Consider the following 14,180-nt stretch of genomic DNA (forward strand, 5'->3'; position numbering starts at 1 on the left):
TAACTATGCGCGTGGGACATGGGACACAAAATGAAAAATTTATAGCTGGTAAAACTGCACGGCGCGCAATGCCCGTACATTAGAAAAGTCGCAGGAAGGACCCAAAAAAATACTAAGGGAAAATAACTGTTAATCAACTAAGCATCTTTCTAATAGATATCAGAAAAAGTGTAAAGAGCCGTAATTAAACGGCTCACAAATATTATCTAAGAGGTGTGACACGGCTTGCAGCAATGTATGCAACCATTTGCATGGTAGCCTTTATCTTTTGCTGCTGTAACAGCGGGACTACAAGAAGAAAATTCCCCCAGATATACACGGTTATCGGATGAAGGTAAAAACCTACACTCAGCAGTGTGTACTTCGTTATCTCCATTATCTTGCTTTTTACTGTTTACATAATACTTAGTCATTGAATTATCTCTTAATTTAAGTGAAATAGGCGCGCTGAAAAAATCAGCACCTTTAGCCTAGTTCATGAAAATAAAGTTTCCATATGGATCAAATTAAATGACTAAATAACATCATTTCGCTGTCTTCAATGCCTGCTCGATTGCCTGACTTAATGCACCGGGCATTAAAGCCTGTGCCATTGCATTCGCCCGGTCGAAGTATCCAAGCGTTGTTTTAACCGCCAATGCATCACCAAACTGAATCAGTAGCTTAGGCGCTCTCTGCTTCTGCCTGGCTCTATGCACCCCGTTAGGAGAGCGCTTCTGACGCTTCTTAGCCTTTTTGCTCTTCTTGCCTTTCTTACGCTGAAAGAAACCACTAACGCCATTCACCTCCCCCACAAAGACATTTTCTTTAGCCTTGAGCTGCTGCGTTTTATTGCGGGCTAAGTTGCCGAACTTATTCAACTTAATGTTCTTAGGGTTAAGTAGCGCCTGACCATTAAGCTTGTGCTGACCGCCGAACTCGAACGGTTCGAGATAACTGGCAGCAATATCACGCACAAATACTTTGGCCTGTAATCGGTCCTTGCGGGCACCAAACGAGCCGACAGAATTAACGGTGAAAGGGGTCGGATTATCCAGATTACGCTGCATACCCACTTTTTGAGCGGCGGCAATCTGGCGTGCAACACTTGTTAGCGCCTGAGCAGCAGCAAAGGGGATCTGTTTTTTTATCGCCTGTAGCTGATTGGATAAATCTTTGAGAGTGGCCATATTCAAGCTCACCTATTTATTTACTCAAGCTCCGCGCTAATCTCAGCCATAAGAAGAGTAAGAGCGATGAGAACCTCATCTTCACCTTTGTATTCATCGACAGTATTTTTTAGGTGTTTATGGCACTCAGCCACCTTGGCTTGTTGTTGCTCATCAAGTGAGGAAATAACTCCGCGTATTACAAGTAACTCTGCATTTAACTTCATAGCGTTGCTCCAAAAGAAAAACCACCGGCTTATAAGGCCAGTGGCTTGTTGTTGGTCGGTGAAACTATCACGAGGTTTATCTCTTCTCAGGTATCTTCTATATGCTTTTTAGCAATCTCGATTATCTCTCAGATGCTAAGCATCTTTGAGGAATGGAGGTGAGGTTTAAATTAAATAAATTCACTCATTACTCGGTTTCGTCATAATGATCAGGTTCATCAAATGTATTTATAGAAACATAAACTGTTTCTCCGACTTTCCATCCTTTATCTTTAAGCACATGCTCTGGTGTCGACTCAGGTACTTTAAAATAATATGAATAAAGCATTTCTCCTGAATTACCATAATCCTCACCCAAATCTTCTGGATTGAGATCCATTTCTTCCAGATCTTCCTCAGTGATACCAAGCTCTTTTGCTAACGCAGATAATTCAGTCATTTTCGCCTCGAATGTAGTTAAGTCAGAAATACAATCTCACGAGGGAAATTAATTGTAAACCACTGTTTTTGTTGACCAATTGGTCAACGTGGATAAGTGTATAATTTAACTAACCAAGTAGTTATTAAATTATTTTATATAATAGGTATTATCGTGGCTCTCAACTTGTGATCAGTCTTTGCCTTCCATGATTGCTACCATATCAGGATCAATGCTTTCTACGAGACGTTCTCTTGCGGTAAGCAATAACCGCTTACGTCCGCCTACTCCCCAACCATTCATCTTTCTGGCGCAGGAGCTTATCTCTTTAACTTCAGTGTTAATGATTAAGTCCAGGCGATTAAGCCTATTCATCGCACCCAGTCCGTTTATCACTGCATCGCGAAAAGTGTTATAGACGCGAATTTCAAACTCAGGTTTTAGCCAAGCAGCATATCGAATTACTACCAACTCAAGCGCCCACGTTCCCTGCTTCAGTCCGCCCTTTATAACTTTGACCGATGCACTTTTTGTTGCATCGCTTAATGCCTGAACAAATCGTTTCACCTGTTGGCTCTTAATAAATACGCCGGGCCGTTGTGATTCTGTCGCATCTCCATTTGCTACAGCCGCCGCATGCAAGTCATTCAGGTTATAGCGTCCATATTCATCAACACGAACAGATACGCCGTTTACTACTACGGTTGGATAAGTCATCGGTGTTACCTTTTAAGATGAACCTTGTTCGCACAGGAATACGGCCCTCAGAAGGCTCCGACAGCCAGCCGGTTCCTCAAGGGTCATCCTGAAAGGTTCTGAGTGATTTGCGCTTGCGATAGCGCGGTGATTTATTGCCAATAAAAAAGGCCCAGTCGTTAAACTGAGCCTTCATATTCTTTCCGCTTTGCCACTAATAAAAACGCCACCGGCTTATTAGGCCAGTGGCTTAGATATAAAAAAATGGCCGGAGTCGGTTTCAGTGTTACTTACCAAGGTTTTCGATAAATATCTTGCAGCCAGCCTCCGCTTCATCGATATCATTTGCTTTGGAAAATCCATAACCATTTTTAAATTGTTCCCACCGGCCATCTCCATTACGAGATTGAATATCAGCGGCGTAATATTTATCACTAAGATAAATTTCGAATTTGAAATCTCCATGCTGTTCATGTTTAAGCACGATGGTTCTCATTAGAGTGCTGTGTGACATTTCATTCTCCCATGCTGGTCTGTGTATCATCACAATACCATTAATAATCATGGAATTTTTTAGCTTTCACTCTAGGCCTCTTGTGAAAGTGGCTCTCAACTTGTGATCAATCTTTGCCTTCCATAATGGCTAGCATCGCTGGGGCTGTAATCTTCATGATGTGATCGTGCTCTACAGCAAGAATGGGCTTTTCTTTCTTTCGCTCATTCATTAATCGACTGCCAATAGTGCCTTTCAGTTTTGACCGAGTTTCTTTAATAGCAAACCGATGCTGCATCTCTTCGCCGATAGACAGTCGGCGATTTAGCTGTTCTGCCATCCAGTTAAACGCATTGATATAGCACTCTTTGATAGCGGTGGCAGTTTTCCCTGTAAAACCCATAACCAACATCATGCAACCGTCGCGTGTGATATTGTACATTGGCTGGATATCACCATTTTTATCAATAAAATCAATGGGCGCAAAATTGCGCTGGGTGAAATCACTGGAGCATTTCAGATTACGAATTGCCCTTAATACATCTTTATGCCGCTTACCAAAATATTGAGCGACTTTAAGCGATGTGGTTATCACCTTGTTTTCTGACATGACAACCATATCGCGGAAATCAAAGGCAGGAATAATTGACGGATTATTCATATCGGTAGTTACCTTATAGAAACGAGCCTCGTTGCCCAGAAACGCCAGCGCACAGAGACGGCTACCGGCCTAAACCAGCATTTCTCCAAGGCTTGTTTCTGTAAGACTCTATGCTTTGAAATGTGCCGGGCATGGCACGAGATATTGCAGGTACAAAAAAGGCCCAGTCGTTAAACTGAGCCTTCATGTTCTTTGTTCGCGGCTTTGCTACTCCTCTCGGCGTTGCGCCACCACTTACGGCTTACCTGTCAGCAAGATGTGGATCAACTCTTTAGGGCTGCACAATCTGGTTATTTCAAGCAATACTGATGTGAATGAAACTGAACAGCCACAGAATGAATTCAATCACTCCCCAGCCAACAGCGGCGCAGATGCAGCCAAGAAAAATGAATGTTCCCGTTCCGGGTAAATTAAGACCCATTTCTGTTCTCCTCAATCTTGCGAATACTCGCCTTATCTGCGTTGCACTGCTCTATCACCATAAGTAACGTGTCATTAAGCAATAGGCTGTTACCCCAAGTTAATATCTCGGGGACTTCTGGAGGGATGCAGTCAGAAAGTAAGCTTGCTGGTATCGGTACCTGTGGCACCTGAACGTATTTGATTTGCGTGTTTCCGCAAGAGGTCAGCAGCGGCAACAGGAACAAGCTTATTAGTACAATCGTCGCCTTTAATCGCCTCTCGAATGTAAACGACGCGAGCCTCACCCTCTTGAGCAATTTTCTGTTTGTCATTCTCGTTGGCCTTGGCGATATCGTTGATGATGTTAACCATGCGTACCTGGTTATTGAGAATGCGCCGGGCCTCGTCGCGCTCATCAGTAACTGTGGTAATGGCCGCGTCTTTAGTAACTGCCTGTCCGTGGTAGTAAACGACGCCAACTAGTAAGGCAGCAATCACAGCAATGAAAGCGGCGGTTAATTTATTCATCCAGCCCCCAACAGGTCAGTTCGCTCTCCTGTGCGCGGCGTTCTATCTGCCCGTAACAGTTATTTGAGCGAATATTGCAATCCCTGCCGCCGTCATATACCCAGCGTTTGATTTCAGCGCATGCACCTTTGCGGTCGCCAGCGTTGAGTTTTTTATAGAACGTGGAGGTGAAGCATTTGCTTGGGCCAATGTTATAGGGGCAAAACGAAGCAATACCGGCAATCTGTGGTTCAGTCAGCGGTACCCGGACATTTTTCTTAACCCAGCTAATAGCCTTGTCAGCCTCCAACTGATTCACCGCAGCACATTTGTCCGCTGACAACTTCATCCCTTTCACTACCGGCTTACCATCAACTTGAGTCGCACCACGGCAAATAGTCCAAATCCCTTTTCCATCTGGATAAGCTACAAGCCGATTGCCCTCTTTCTCATCTAAAAGCTGATCAAGAATTATGGTGGCTGGTGCTGCGACCATTACCAGAGCCAGAACTGCCGCACTTAATTTGCTTTTTGTCGAGGCCATCACTCACCATCCGGTTTATAGCCGTGGCGACGATCCCAAATCTTGACGCCAGCATTAAGCATGAATGTCAGGGCCATAAAGAATAACGAACCAAGCACACCAATCACCGTCCACTCATCAGGTGTGAAGCCAGCAATCAGCTCTTTAGCCCAAAAAATAAAACTACCACCCGACGCCAGGTAGGAAGCATTAGAAGCGATATTGCTCATTTTCATGATCTCCCCCTCCCGTTCTGCGGGTTGGGCGCGTAGTTAAGGAATTTAGCCCACCAGTGCAACCACTCATGCGGAGTAATGTGTGTGGAGTTGATTGGGTGACTGGTGGGCTAAAACGAAAAAGGCCACGGAATAATGCAGCCCTAAAATTTGTTAAATCTTAATTACTCGACTATTTTTGGTGGAGTTCAATTTCTAGCCTGAAGTCGTTTGCTCTGTTCTATCAGTTTTCCTATCATTGCCAGTACTATCATTTCCTTTACTTCGGCAGATGCGGAGTTATAACGCTGGAATAATGTCGATTCTGGCCGATTGGAATACCGAAGATCCTTGTCAACCTCATCTACAAATGGAGTTAAATTAATCATGGCAATGGTTTCCTTAGAAGATGTCACATGCCCTCACTGTCTTAGAGAAAACACAGCATTAGAATGCATGTCAGAATTCGTACTTAGCCGGAAGCAACTGCTAGCTATGGTGTTTTTATGCAGGAGTTGTAATGGGGTGGTCGTAGCTGAAATATCCCCTGATGAAAACACTGTCAGGGGTGGTGGATATTTGAAACGCGCACAAAACTACGGGCTGGATATTCATTTCTCGCCCAATGATGATACTAATGGGGTTATTGTAGATGTTTACCCTCAAGAAAATATTCCCCTTGCCCCTGCGCACGTCCCTGAGAATATCGCAGACGCATTTCTTGAGGCTAAGGACAACCTCGCTCGTGCCAGGTATTCCACATCTGTAATGCTGTCAAGAAAAGCGCTAGATCTTGCAACAAAGCATTTAGGGGTTGCCGAAGGAATCAGTATTAATGATTTATCAAAACGTGTATTCCAGCTACGAGAGAACGGAAAGATCACACCAGAAATGGCTCAGTGGGCCAAAATAATAAGAATAGACGGTAACTCATCCGTGCACTCAGATGAAGTTTTTAGTGAGGCTGATGCAACCGAAATAATAAATTTCATAGAAACTTTTTTGCTGTATGCCTTTACCCTACCGAACATGGTGGCTGTAAATAAGCACACACAATAATATTACTTGAAGCCGGTTACGGTTCCGGCGTCAACACCTACCAATGTGCTGACCGCATACCTTTAAAAGCAATAGGTCCACCGAAGGGTGCCTGTTTAAACTCGTTACAAACCCCTATTGGTAATTACAAATCAGCTATTCTGAATAATTTTCATTTCAGCTTTTAGGTAAAGCCGCATGTTATCAAGGAACTCATCCAACTGTTCCTCAATGCCTAGTCTTTGATCTGTATCCATTGTTTTCCCTATATTGAGGGCATCTCGCAATGCAGCTTCACAAGATTTTAGGTTTATTTCTATAGTTTTAGCCTCTGGAAGATCCATGTTAATCAAAAGGATTATAGAATAAATCAATACATCGAGTTTTTTCGCCGCTTCAAAGCCTTCAGCTAAATCTTGTCGATCAAATGTAGAATCTGACTCATTTACAAGCCTACGTTTTACTAAAAGTGATGCCCATAGAGCTTCAATGCCAGCAGCATACTGTGCGCTAAAATCTCTAATCTTATTAATACGCTCAGCAGCCTGAGCTAGTTCCATTTGAGACCTAAGTAACTTATTACTATTTTCAATAGCTTTCCAAGCGATTATGGCAGGGATTGCACCAGCTATTAACGATCCCAAAATAGTTATAAGAGAGCTTTCCCACGAGAAAACTGAATCAATAATTATTTTAGGAACTTTACTAATAGTAAGATAACTATTTGAAAAAATATGTTCCTGTATAAATGGAATTCCTTGCCATACCATTATGCAATGCCTATAAATATAAAAAATAAATCATAACCATGGTTTCAATTTATTAAAAGGCACTAAAGCAAATAAACCCCACACAAAGGCGAGGTTTCTTTGACTGGATAAGCGCTACTGCACAACCAACTCTTATCACAATAGTGGGTAAAATTCGTAACGAATAGTTTTTTATATGTTTTTTTATTCGTTCATACTTACTCTGAGCTCAATCAGAGCTGACAGTCAGCCTGTGCCAACTGCGGACATTCGACTTTTAAAAAGATCCTGAGCACAACGTTTTCTCAGTGCAAAAAAACTTCCTATAAAATATTGATTGGCTGAGGCACTGCTCAAGCGTCAGACAGGCAGGACACGGTCTTTCACAACCGTTTTCATAACCAGCGTTGAGGTAAGCCGCTGAACCCCTGACATACCGGAGAGTTTTTCATCATACAGTTGCTGAAAAGCCGGCAGGTCCCAGGTGATAACATGAAGCAGATAATCCGGATCGCCAAACAGACGCTGCGCCTGAATAATTTGCGGTATTTCTTTTACTGCCGCCTCGAAGGAACTGACTGCCTGCCGATCTCCCTCGCGCAGAGTGACGAAAACTATGGCTGAAAAGTTTAGCCCGAATTTGGCCGGGTCAAGATATGCCCGGTAACCGCTGATAACGCCTTCTTGTTCCAGCGCTTTAACCCGCCGCTGACAAGATGACAAGCTTATCCCCACCCGTTCCGCAAGGTCAGTCAGCGAACGTCGACCATCCTGCTGAAGCTCTGCAAGAATATTGCAATCAGTTCTGTCCATTCCTGAAAATCTCCCGTTTAGCATAAGTTTTCATGCTGTAGATGAAAGCACATTCCGCGTTAAAAGCGATATTCTTTCTTTCCTATTAAACTAATCAATCAGGTAAGGGGTTCAATTTATGCAAGTTTTAGACGCTGGTAAATGGCCGGTCAAAAATGAGGTCAATGAGGATAACGCCGTATGTCACTGAGTATGTTTGCCGCATTCTGGGCCGTTTCCGTGCTTTTTGTTATCACTCCCGGTGCTGACTGGGCTTACGCCATTTCAGCCGGCATTCGGGGTCGCCGCGTCATGCCAGCAGTTGCCGGCATGCTGAGCGGTCATCTTGTCGCAACATTCATTGTGGCAGCAGGCGTCGGCTCGGTTATTGTGAGCGCGCCGGCCATACTTTCCGCGCTGACTTTTGCCGGGGCTTGCTATCTTATCTGGCTCGGCATCGGCATGCTCCGCCACCCGTCATCACCAGCAGCGATTCAGGATAAGGATGCCGGTTCGCGACTGAAGTGGGCGCTTAAAGGCTTCTGCATCAGCGGGCTTAATCCGAAGGTTTTTCTGCTTTTTTTAGCCCTGCTGCCCCAGTTCACCAACGTCCATGCCACTTGGCCGCTTCCGCTGCAAATGGCCGCGCTGGGACTGGTACATGTAGTCAGCTGTGGTGTGGTCTACCTGCTTGTGGGGTACGGCTCAGGCAAGGTACTCCGGACGCGTCCGCGCGCTGCGCAGAATGTCAGCCGGATTTCAGGTGGCCTGATGATCCTCATTGCAGTTCTGCTACTGGCAGAGCAGTTTGTCTGCTTGCCTTGAGTATTCGTTAACAAACGTGGAGCACTTACTGGCTCGAAAGAAAAGCGGTGATCATCGCATGATTCTCGCTCAATATTCGTAACCAGTAAGCGCATACCCTGAATCACCTAATAGCGCAAGTTTCAGGGTATGAAAGTCTATATTTCGCTCTTAACCGACGCTCATACTTATCCCCCCTTTGCTACAGAACATTGTCAGCACAGATCCGATACAGTTTTTGTACTATCAGCCTTATGTGTCCACTCATCCATTTCTAACTTAGCGCCAGCCATAATCAAACAAGCATCTACAAAAGTTTCAGCCAGCATGAGTTTTAACCGAATCTTACCCTCTGAGCACTTATGCTTTCTGGCAATCTCTGACTTTGATCTCCCCTTCTTATAATGCTGCTCAATCAGATCATACTCTTCGCTGCGCCCTGCCTTTTTTAATCGGCCTATAGCTGCATCGACTAGCAGCCCGTCATTATCACAGCAAGACAATCGTGCTTTTGAGGTACTTGGCAAAAGCCCTTTGAAGCCAGCGGCAATAGTAGAATAGCCAACGCCACTATCTTCATTAGCAGCCCAGCCGCCCCAGCGCTCAAGAACTAACTGAATATCTCTCATGCTAAAGCCCCTATACCGATTGAACGATCCATAAAGCGGAATAATAGAACTATCTGACTGCCGTGTTCTTCTTCCCACGCTCGCTGGTTATCATGCAATTTGTCATGACAGATACGGCACAAAGGGAATGTGAATAGGTCATGGGCCTTGGTTGCCATGCCGCCCTGCCCGTGTCCGATGATATGGTGAGGGTCGCAGTCGCCATTGCCACAACCGCAGCAAGGCTGTGATTTAACCCATTGCAGATATTTCCGGTTCTCCCAGCGCCGCAGTTTTGGCCTGAGCATAAAACCTGCTGGTGGCTCGGCATCAACCTTTAGAGCCAAAGCGGGTTTTACTGCTATTTTCGTTGATGGCTTGGCTTTCGTCACTTTCTTGGCAACCACCTCTTGTGGTGCAGGTGTCCAGGTAATATCACTCTCTTTTGTGCCGCCAGTTTCGATAACTGCTGGTGGCATACGTAGAGAAAAACGAGCAATAGCATCCGGCAACAGGTCGTAAACCTCGTTAACCACCGCCCACCAACACAGCTCCGGCAACGTCAACTGGTGGCCCTCAGAAAAACGAAAGTAGCCGCGAACGGTTTCTACCATCCAAGCGACGAGGTTATTGGTCGCCAGTTGGTTCAGGCGAGGAAGTGTCTGCTCTCTCAGCTTATTGTCGTGATGCCAGCACAGGCGAATCGGCCGCTGGTTATAACGCAAGATGGTGAAATTACGGTCATGGCTATCATCCGGATCATGCCACTGGCACTCTTTCAGTCGTTCAACCCACAACTCCAGCACTCGAGGCCCACCAGCAGCATTGATAACCCGTTCATGTTCAAAAAAGGGCAACAGTCGCGGATCATTAGCTAGCTGTTGATTGGCGACCGGCAACGCGCCAGCAGGCAACAGTTTAAACTCATCCGGTTCAGTGGCCACCAGCAAGCGGCCTGACATATACGGCAATAAATCTGCACCTGGCTTCAATATCACCACGCCCAGCTCACGCTGAATAAATGGGGTTAATAGCGCCCTCATGCTGCTTTAGCCGTCATCATTAACTTAATAAGCTCAGCCACTTTCGATTCATAAAAATGTGGTTGCGTCTCACGTGGATTACCCGGACTGATGATATTCTTGCCATAAAGCAGCCCTTTTGATGTCACTGACCAAAAGTATTTAATCCCTCCTTTGGCCTTGGGTGATGTGCTCGGACGGGATCGGCGTTCAACAATGCCCAGTTCGGCCAGGCGACCAAATGCCACTGTTGCCCTAATGGGGATTGACCGAGATTTAAGTACCGTACTCAGTGCCATGGTTGGACGGCTGGAACCATCAACAGCGTCAGTAGGGGCGTCAATGGCATATTGTGGGGCAAGATTGGGTAATCCGATTGCCTGCTGTAGCTTTTGGCAGGCACCAAGAACAGAGGAATTAGAAAGATTGAGTTCTTTACGCATAAACTCTAACAAAATGACACCGGCCTGCATTTTATCTGCTGACGGGTTTACAGCAGTGGTCGGCTGGCTGACTACGTGATCGAACGTTCGGATGACTTTCAGACTAAATGATGCACTGATCCACATGGCATATGAGTACACCAACTCTTTACAAACGTAAGTCCCTTGTTGGTTACCGCCCCGTATAACGCTAACCGGTTGATTTTGTTCCAGAGGTGGAATACCCCCCTCGGTCAATTCTCGTACAAGCTCTTGGGTTTGTTGAATGGCATACCAATATTTGGGTTTATGACGCTCTTCGCTGCCAGCAGCACGATGTAAGTCATTCAGGCAGTAACGACCAGAATTATCGAGACGAACGGAAACACCCTCAATTACGAGTAACTGATTCATAATTCACTCCACACATTAGTTTTAACCAGCCTCTCCAATCCAATGTCCGCACAACTGGAGAGGTGAATAACTGTACAAACACTGTACATCAATACAATATCAACGAGGAACATTTTTATTCACCTCACTGATAACTATCTCTATCTTCCCTCCCTTGATGATTGGACCCCATTCAAGCGCCATCTTTTTTACCTGGCTATCATCACCCCAAACACCCGCATGAGTGAGAGCATCAAGCGGCGCTTTCAGATAATTATCCATATCCCTGATGCGCCGATCGGGTGGGTAGAAATTGATGGTCACCGCTACATGACCAGTAATCGCTTTTGGTACCCGCCGTAACTGTTCAAGAACGCAGGCTAAAGCCTCAACTCTAAACTGACGACCTTTCGCACTGATAAGATGGCGACCCGCTAACGACCCCTTTGTGGGGGCGCGCCAGTAGCTATTAACTGATGGTGGAAATGGCAGGATTAGTTTCAAGCGGTTACCCCACTTTCCGGTACCGGAATAATTTCAGGAATATTTTGCAGCTGACTTTGTGGTGCAGCCAGAATAGTGGCAGGGGTTAATTCCAGACTATTGATGCACTCATTACCCCAACTATCCCAGCCCTCGGCCTGTGTTCTGGCAAACAACTCAATGCGGGGAACATCACCCAACAACTGAACCAGCAGATCACGGAAAATATCAGGTTTGGCGCTGTGCTCACCACGCGGGGCCGTCTGGTGCTGGCAGATAGCGGCATTCAGGCGTTCAGGTAACCGGCCCTTCACGGCAAACAACACATCCTCGCTATTGGCGCGGGTCATGTGGCCCATGCCGATCGCACTGTTCCCTTTTAATTTGTTGGTCTTGTGCCAGGTAAAGCCCTTCATAGTCATCAGCCTGAATCCCCAAGCCTCAACAACTTTTAACGCCTCCAGTGGTTGAGTCGGTACCCACCACATAGCCAACAAACAACTATCACCCGCCAGCTCCCACACAGGCAAACGGCAGATATCAGCAAGATCCATGGTCTGATATTTGAAATCGACACCGCGCTTACCGCTATTCGCTTTGTCACGATAGGCCCACGGTGGATCGGCATAAATAACTTGATAGGTCATGCTGCTTTCTCCCCGCTCAAGCGCTGGCTGCATTCTTTCCAGATGGCATTCCATTTAATTACGCCGGAATCACCTTTAGCCCCACGAACACCCGCACTACTGGCTTTTTTGATAACCATGGTTTCGAGGGCGCTAGGGTTGCGAACAGGTAGCCCTCTGCCAGTAAAGCGCTTATAGGCTTTATCCCGCTCTGTGTGATCTGTAGCCTGGTCCTGTTGCGATGCGGTCTTCCGCCCCTCACTGTGCCAAACACCGGCAGCCAGTAAATTTCCATCGAATTTAGTCGGGCGAAACATGGTTTCTGGGTTCAAATACTTAGACCAGTCAGTGCCAAGCCAGCGATTAACCAAATAATCCACAACCAAGATCAGTGATTGCTTGTCATGGCCATCAGTAAGGCGAGCGCGAATATTCTGGAGATTGGTTTTTATGGTGGTGTATTTAGCCCCAGTGAGCTGATTCAGGTGTTTGAGTACCTCGATAGCTTCGTCGGTGAATTTAATTTCTTTAGAAATATTCTCATCTCGGGCTTCCGCCACTGGCGGTTGCCCAAAAGTGTTTTTACTTGATGGATCTGGTGTTGATTTTACTGACGGATCGCCCCCAGATTCTGGCGGGTCAAAAGTGCCATTATTGCCAGATTCTGACCCGTCGAATTTTGAGCCATCAGATTTTGACCCGTCAGATTTTGACCCGTCAGATTTTGAGGTGTCGGATTCTGACGCATGAGCAGCAGCCTTAAGTTTGGCAACATTCAACTGATAAACATTACTAGCATTGCGATTACCGGCGCGGCGGGCTTTCTTGCTTAACCAGCCATCAGTTTCCAGTTCAGCCAGCGCAGTACGAACGGTGCTCTCACCTGCCCCTATCTGCCGGGCAATCGTCGTTACGGACGGCCAGCACACACCCTCATCATTAGAGAAGTCAGCAAGACGGGCCATAATCGCCACCTTTGATATCTTCATACCCGCAGCCGCACAGCCGTCCCATACATAACTGGATAGCTTTACGCTCATACAACCGCCTTATATTCTTTCCTGAAACGCCGGATGGGTATTGAACAGTCATGCTCATAGTCATCACGACGAAAAATGACTTTCCCCGTTGCGTTGTCGTAGCCAATAACGTGAACACGAACGCCGCGCTTATCGTTGTAATAACGATCGAGTAATTGGATTGGGTTGGTAGTAGTTGAGCCGGGATTTGTCATACGCGGCCCCACTTACGGCGAACCGCACCCACAATTCCCCGCGCCCTGCTGTGGTTGCACGGTACCCACCGACCCTTTATCATTCGTTCATACCGGAACGGACTGACACAAACGCAACGCAGTTGCGGAATAGAACGTTTAGCCGCTACAATGTTCATGCGTTAATTACTCCACACGTTTAGTTAATGCACCCGATGGTCCGGTGCCGCACACCGGGCCATCACCCCACAGCATTTCTGAAACAACGATAATCTCTGCAATAATCGACTGTGCTCTATACCCTTTAGCTTTCAATCTCTTACTCTCGTTGCGATCTAAAACTCCGTCCGCTGTAAATTCATTATGAGCACGACCAAAATCACCCAGAGCCGCCAGTAACTCATTAAATTTGATAAGTAATTCTTCGTTTCCGATATCACAAACATCTGGCAGTTTCACGAACACACCACCAGCACGCTTACACATCGCCTCTGTGATATCGGAACGGCCAGAGATTGATTCCATCTCTATCGCCATGCCCAGTGGTACGACCTGCCCCGCCAACTGGCGAACGCGGTTACGCAATGCATTCTCGGTACCGGATAATGGGCATAACTGTTTAGCCATCGCGTCATACTTGCCCGGCGTCTGAGTTATCAGTTGGTGTATTGCGTCACTGATATCCGGTTGGGTTGGAAAGTCTTTGTTATCCACAATGTTTCTCTCTCTTTGGTGGTTTA

General features: G+C 46.1%; 23 protein-coding genes. 2 read left to right on the plus strand and 21 right to left on the minus strand.

The annotated features are described in order from the left end of the window. Positions 1 to 524 precede the first annotated feature (524 nt). From FGL26_RS13800 to FGL26_RS13840, 11 genes are all read right to left on the minus strand, one after another. Complete coding sequence (locus FGL26_RS13800) at positions 525 to 1,169, minus strand: hypothetical protein (protein WP_005174473.1); 645 nt, start codon at positions 1,167 to 1,169, stop codon at positions 525 to 527. A gap of 20 nt (positions 1,170 to 1,189) precedes the next feature. Continuing rightward, positions 1,190 to 1,375: a hypothetical protein gene (locus FGL26_RS13805; RefSeq protein ID WP_005174474.1), complete on the minus strand. Its 186-nt coding sequence runs from the start codon at positions 1,373 to 1,375 to the stop codon at positions 1,190 to 1,192. A 187-nt stretch (positions 1,376 to 1,562) separates the two neighbouring features. Beyond that, the gene (locus FGL26_RS13810) at positions 1,563 to 1,814 is read right to left on the minus strand and encodes a hypothetical protein (protein WP_005174476.1); all 252 of its coding nucleotides are present in this window, start codon (positions 1,812 to 1,814) and stop codon (positions 1,563 to 1,565) included. Positions 1,815 to 1,985: 171 nt separating this feature from the next. Then, positions 1,986 to 2,510 (minus strand): KilA-N domain-containing protein, encoded by a 525-nt coding sequence (locus FGL26_RS13815; RefSeq protein WP_005174478.1) that lies wholly within the window; start codon positions 2,508 to 2,510, stop codon positions 1,986 to 1,988. A gap of 265 nt (positions 2,511 to 2,775) precedes the next feature. Further along, positions 2,776 to 3,003, minus strand: coding sequence for a hypothetical protein (locus tag FGL26_RS13820; RefSeq protein ID WP_127891292.1), 228 nt, complete (start codon positions 3,001 to 3,003; stop codon positions 2,776 to 2,778). 106 nt (positions 3,004 to 3,109) lie between these two features. Continuing rightward, entirely contained in the window at positions 3,110 to 3,643 is a 534-nt protein-coding gene (locus tag FGL26_RS13825; protein ID WP_005174482.1) for a Rha family transcriptional regulator, read from the minus strand. Positions 3,644 to 3,938: 295 nt separating this feature from the next. Then, entirely contained in the window at positions 3,939 to 4,064 is a 126-nt protein-coding gene (locus FGL26_RS21785; RefSeq protein WP_255265353.1) for a hypothetical protein, read from the minus strand. Further along, a complete protein-coding gene (lysC, locus tag FGL26_RS21970) occupies positions 4,054 to 4,233 on the minus strand; it encodes an Rz1-like lysis system protein LysC (RefSeq protein ID WP_423252191.1) in 180 nt (59 codons plus the stop codon). The genes FGL26_RS21785 and lysC overlap by 11 nt, the downstream gene beginning before the upstream one ends. Continuing rightward, complete coding sequence (locus FGL26_RS21480) at positions 4,196 to 4,573, minus strand: hypothetical protein (RefSeq protein ID WP_005174484.1); 378 nt, start codon at positions 4,571 to 4,573, stop codon at positions 4,196 to 4,198. Before FGL26_RS21480 ends, lysC begins: the two co-directional genes overlap by 38 nt. Continuing rightward, positions 4,566 to 5,096 (minus strand): lysozyme, encoded by a 531-nt coding sequence (locus FGL26_RS13835; RefSeq protein ID WP_005174486.1) that lies wholly within the window; start codon positions 5,094 to 5,096, stop codon positions 4,566 to 4,568. Before FGL26_RS13835 ends, FGL26_RS21480 begins: the two co-directional genes overlap by 8 nt. Further along, positions 5,096 to 5,311, minus strand: a complete 216-nt coding sequence (locus FGL26_RS13840; protein WP_005174491.1) for a phage holin — start codon at positions 5,309 to 5,311, stop codon at positions 5,096 to 5,098. The genes FGL26_RS13835 and FGL26_RS13840 overlap by 1 nt, the downstream gene beginning before the upstream one ends. 366 nt (positions 5,312 to 5,677) lie before the next feature. On the opposite strand from FGL26_RS13840, the gene FGL26_RS13850 reads away from it, so the two are divergent. Further along, positions 5,678 to 6,349 (plus strand): DUF4145 domain-containing protein, encoded by a 672-nt coding sequence (locus FGL26_RS13850; RefSeq protein WP_005174493.1) that lies wholly within the window; start codon positions 5,678 to 5,680, stop codon positions 6,347 to 6,349. 131 nt (positions 6,350 to 6,480) lie between these two features. Here the strand turns inward: FGL26_RS13850 and FGL26_RS13855 are convergent, their stop codons facing one another. Both FGL26_RS13855 and FGL26_RS13860 read right to left on the minus strand, forming a co-directional pair. Further along, positions 6,481 to 7,098, minus strand: coding sequence for a hypothetical protein (locus FGL26_RS13855; protein WP_005174494.1), 618 nt, complete (start codon positions 7,096 to 7,098; stop codon positions 6,481 to 6,483). Positions 7,099 to 7,437: 339 nt separating this feature from the next. Beyond that, a complete protein-coding gene (locus FGL26_RS13860) occupies positions 7,438 to 7,890 on the minus strand; it encodes an Lrp/AsnC family transcriptional regulator (protein ID WP_005174495.1) in 453 nt (150 codons plus the stop codon). Positions 7,891 to 8,070: 180 nt separating this feature from the next. Here FGL26_RS13860 and FGL26_RS13865 point away from each other — a divergent pair, with 180 nt between their 5' ends. Beyond that, positions 8,071 to 8,694 (plus strand): LysE family translocator, encoded by a 624-nt coding sequence (locus tag FGL26_RS13865; RefSeq protein WP_005174496.1) that lies wholly within the window; start codon positions 8,071 to 8,073, stop codon positions 8,692 to 8,694. Positions 8,695 to 8,888: 194 nt separating this feature from the next. On the opposite strand, the gene FGL26_RS13870 is transcribed toward FGL26_RS13865, so the two are convergent. The 8 genes from FGL26_RS13870 to FGL26_RS13905 all read right to left on the minus strand — a co-directional run bounded on the left by FGL26_RS13870 (position 8,889) and on the right by FGL26_RS13905 (position 14,154). Then, positions 8,889 to 9,302, minus strand: coding sequence for an antiterminator Q family protein (locus FGL26_RS13870; RefSeq protein ID WP_005174501.1), 414 nt, complete (start codon positions 9,300 to 9,302; stop codon positions 8,889 to 8,891). Continuing rightward, entirely contained in the window at positions 9,299 to 10,324 is a 1,026-nt protein-coding gene (locus tag FGL26_RS13875; protein WP_005174503.1) for a DUF968 domain-containing protein, read from the minus strand. The genes FGL26_RS13870 and FGL26_RS13875 overlap by 4 nt, the downstream gene beginning before the upstream one ends. Beyond that, entirely contained in the window at positions 10,321 to 11,139 is an 819-nt protein-coding gene (locus tag FGL26_RS13880; RefSeq protein WP_005174506.1) for a KilA-N domain-containing protein, read from the minus strand. The genes FGL26_RS13875 and FGL26_RS13880 overlap by 4 nt, the downstream gene beginning before the upstream one ends. Positions 11,140 to 11,238: 99 nt before the next feature. Then, complete coding sequence (locus FGL26_RS13885; protein WP_005174508.1) at positions 11,239 to 11,622, minus strand: RusA family crossover junction endodeoxyribonuclease; 384 nt, start codon at positions 11,620 to 11,622, stop codon at positions 11,239 to 11,241. Then, on the minus strand, positions 11,619 to 12,248 hold the full coding sequence (locus tag FGL26_RS13890; RefSeq protein ID WP_005174510.1) for an MT-A70 family methyltransferase: 630 nt from the start codon (positions 12,246 to 12,248) through the stop codon (positions 11,619 to 11,621). Before FGL26_RS13890 ends, FGL26_RS13885 begins: the two co-directional genes overlap by 4 nt. Continuing rightward, entirely contained in the window at positions 12,245 to 13,267 is a 1,023-nt protein-coding gene (locus FGL26_RS13895; protein WP_005174513.1) for a conserved phage C-terminal domain-containing protein, read from the minus strand. Before FGL26_RS13895 ends, FGL26_RS13890 begins: the two co-directional genes overlap by 4 nt. Further along, a complete protein-coding gene (locus FGL26_RS13900) occupies positions 13,264 to 13,461 on the minus strand; it encodes a DUF4222 domain-containing protein (protein ID WP_005174515.1) in 198 nt (65 codons plus the stop codon). The genes FGL26_RS13895 and FGL26_RS13900 overlap by 4 nt, the downstream gene beginning before the upstream one ends. A gap of 165 nt (positions 13,462 to 13,626) precedes the next feature. Then, on the minus strand, positions 13,627 to 14,154 hold the full coding sequence (locus tag FGL26_RS13905; protein WP_005174516.1) for a YmfL family putative regulatory protein: 528 nt from the start codon (positions 14,152 to 14,154) through the stop codon (positions 13,627 to 13,629). Positions 14,155 to 14,180 lie beyond the last annotated feature (26 nt).

It is taken from the genome of Yersinia enterocolitica subsp. enterocolitica, assembly GCF_901472495.1.
In the GTDB taxonomy this organism is placed as follows: domain Bacteria; phylum Pseudomonadota; class Gammaproteobacteria; order Enterobacterales; family Enterobacteriaceae; genus Yersinia; species Yersinia enterocolitica.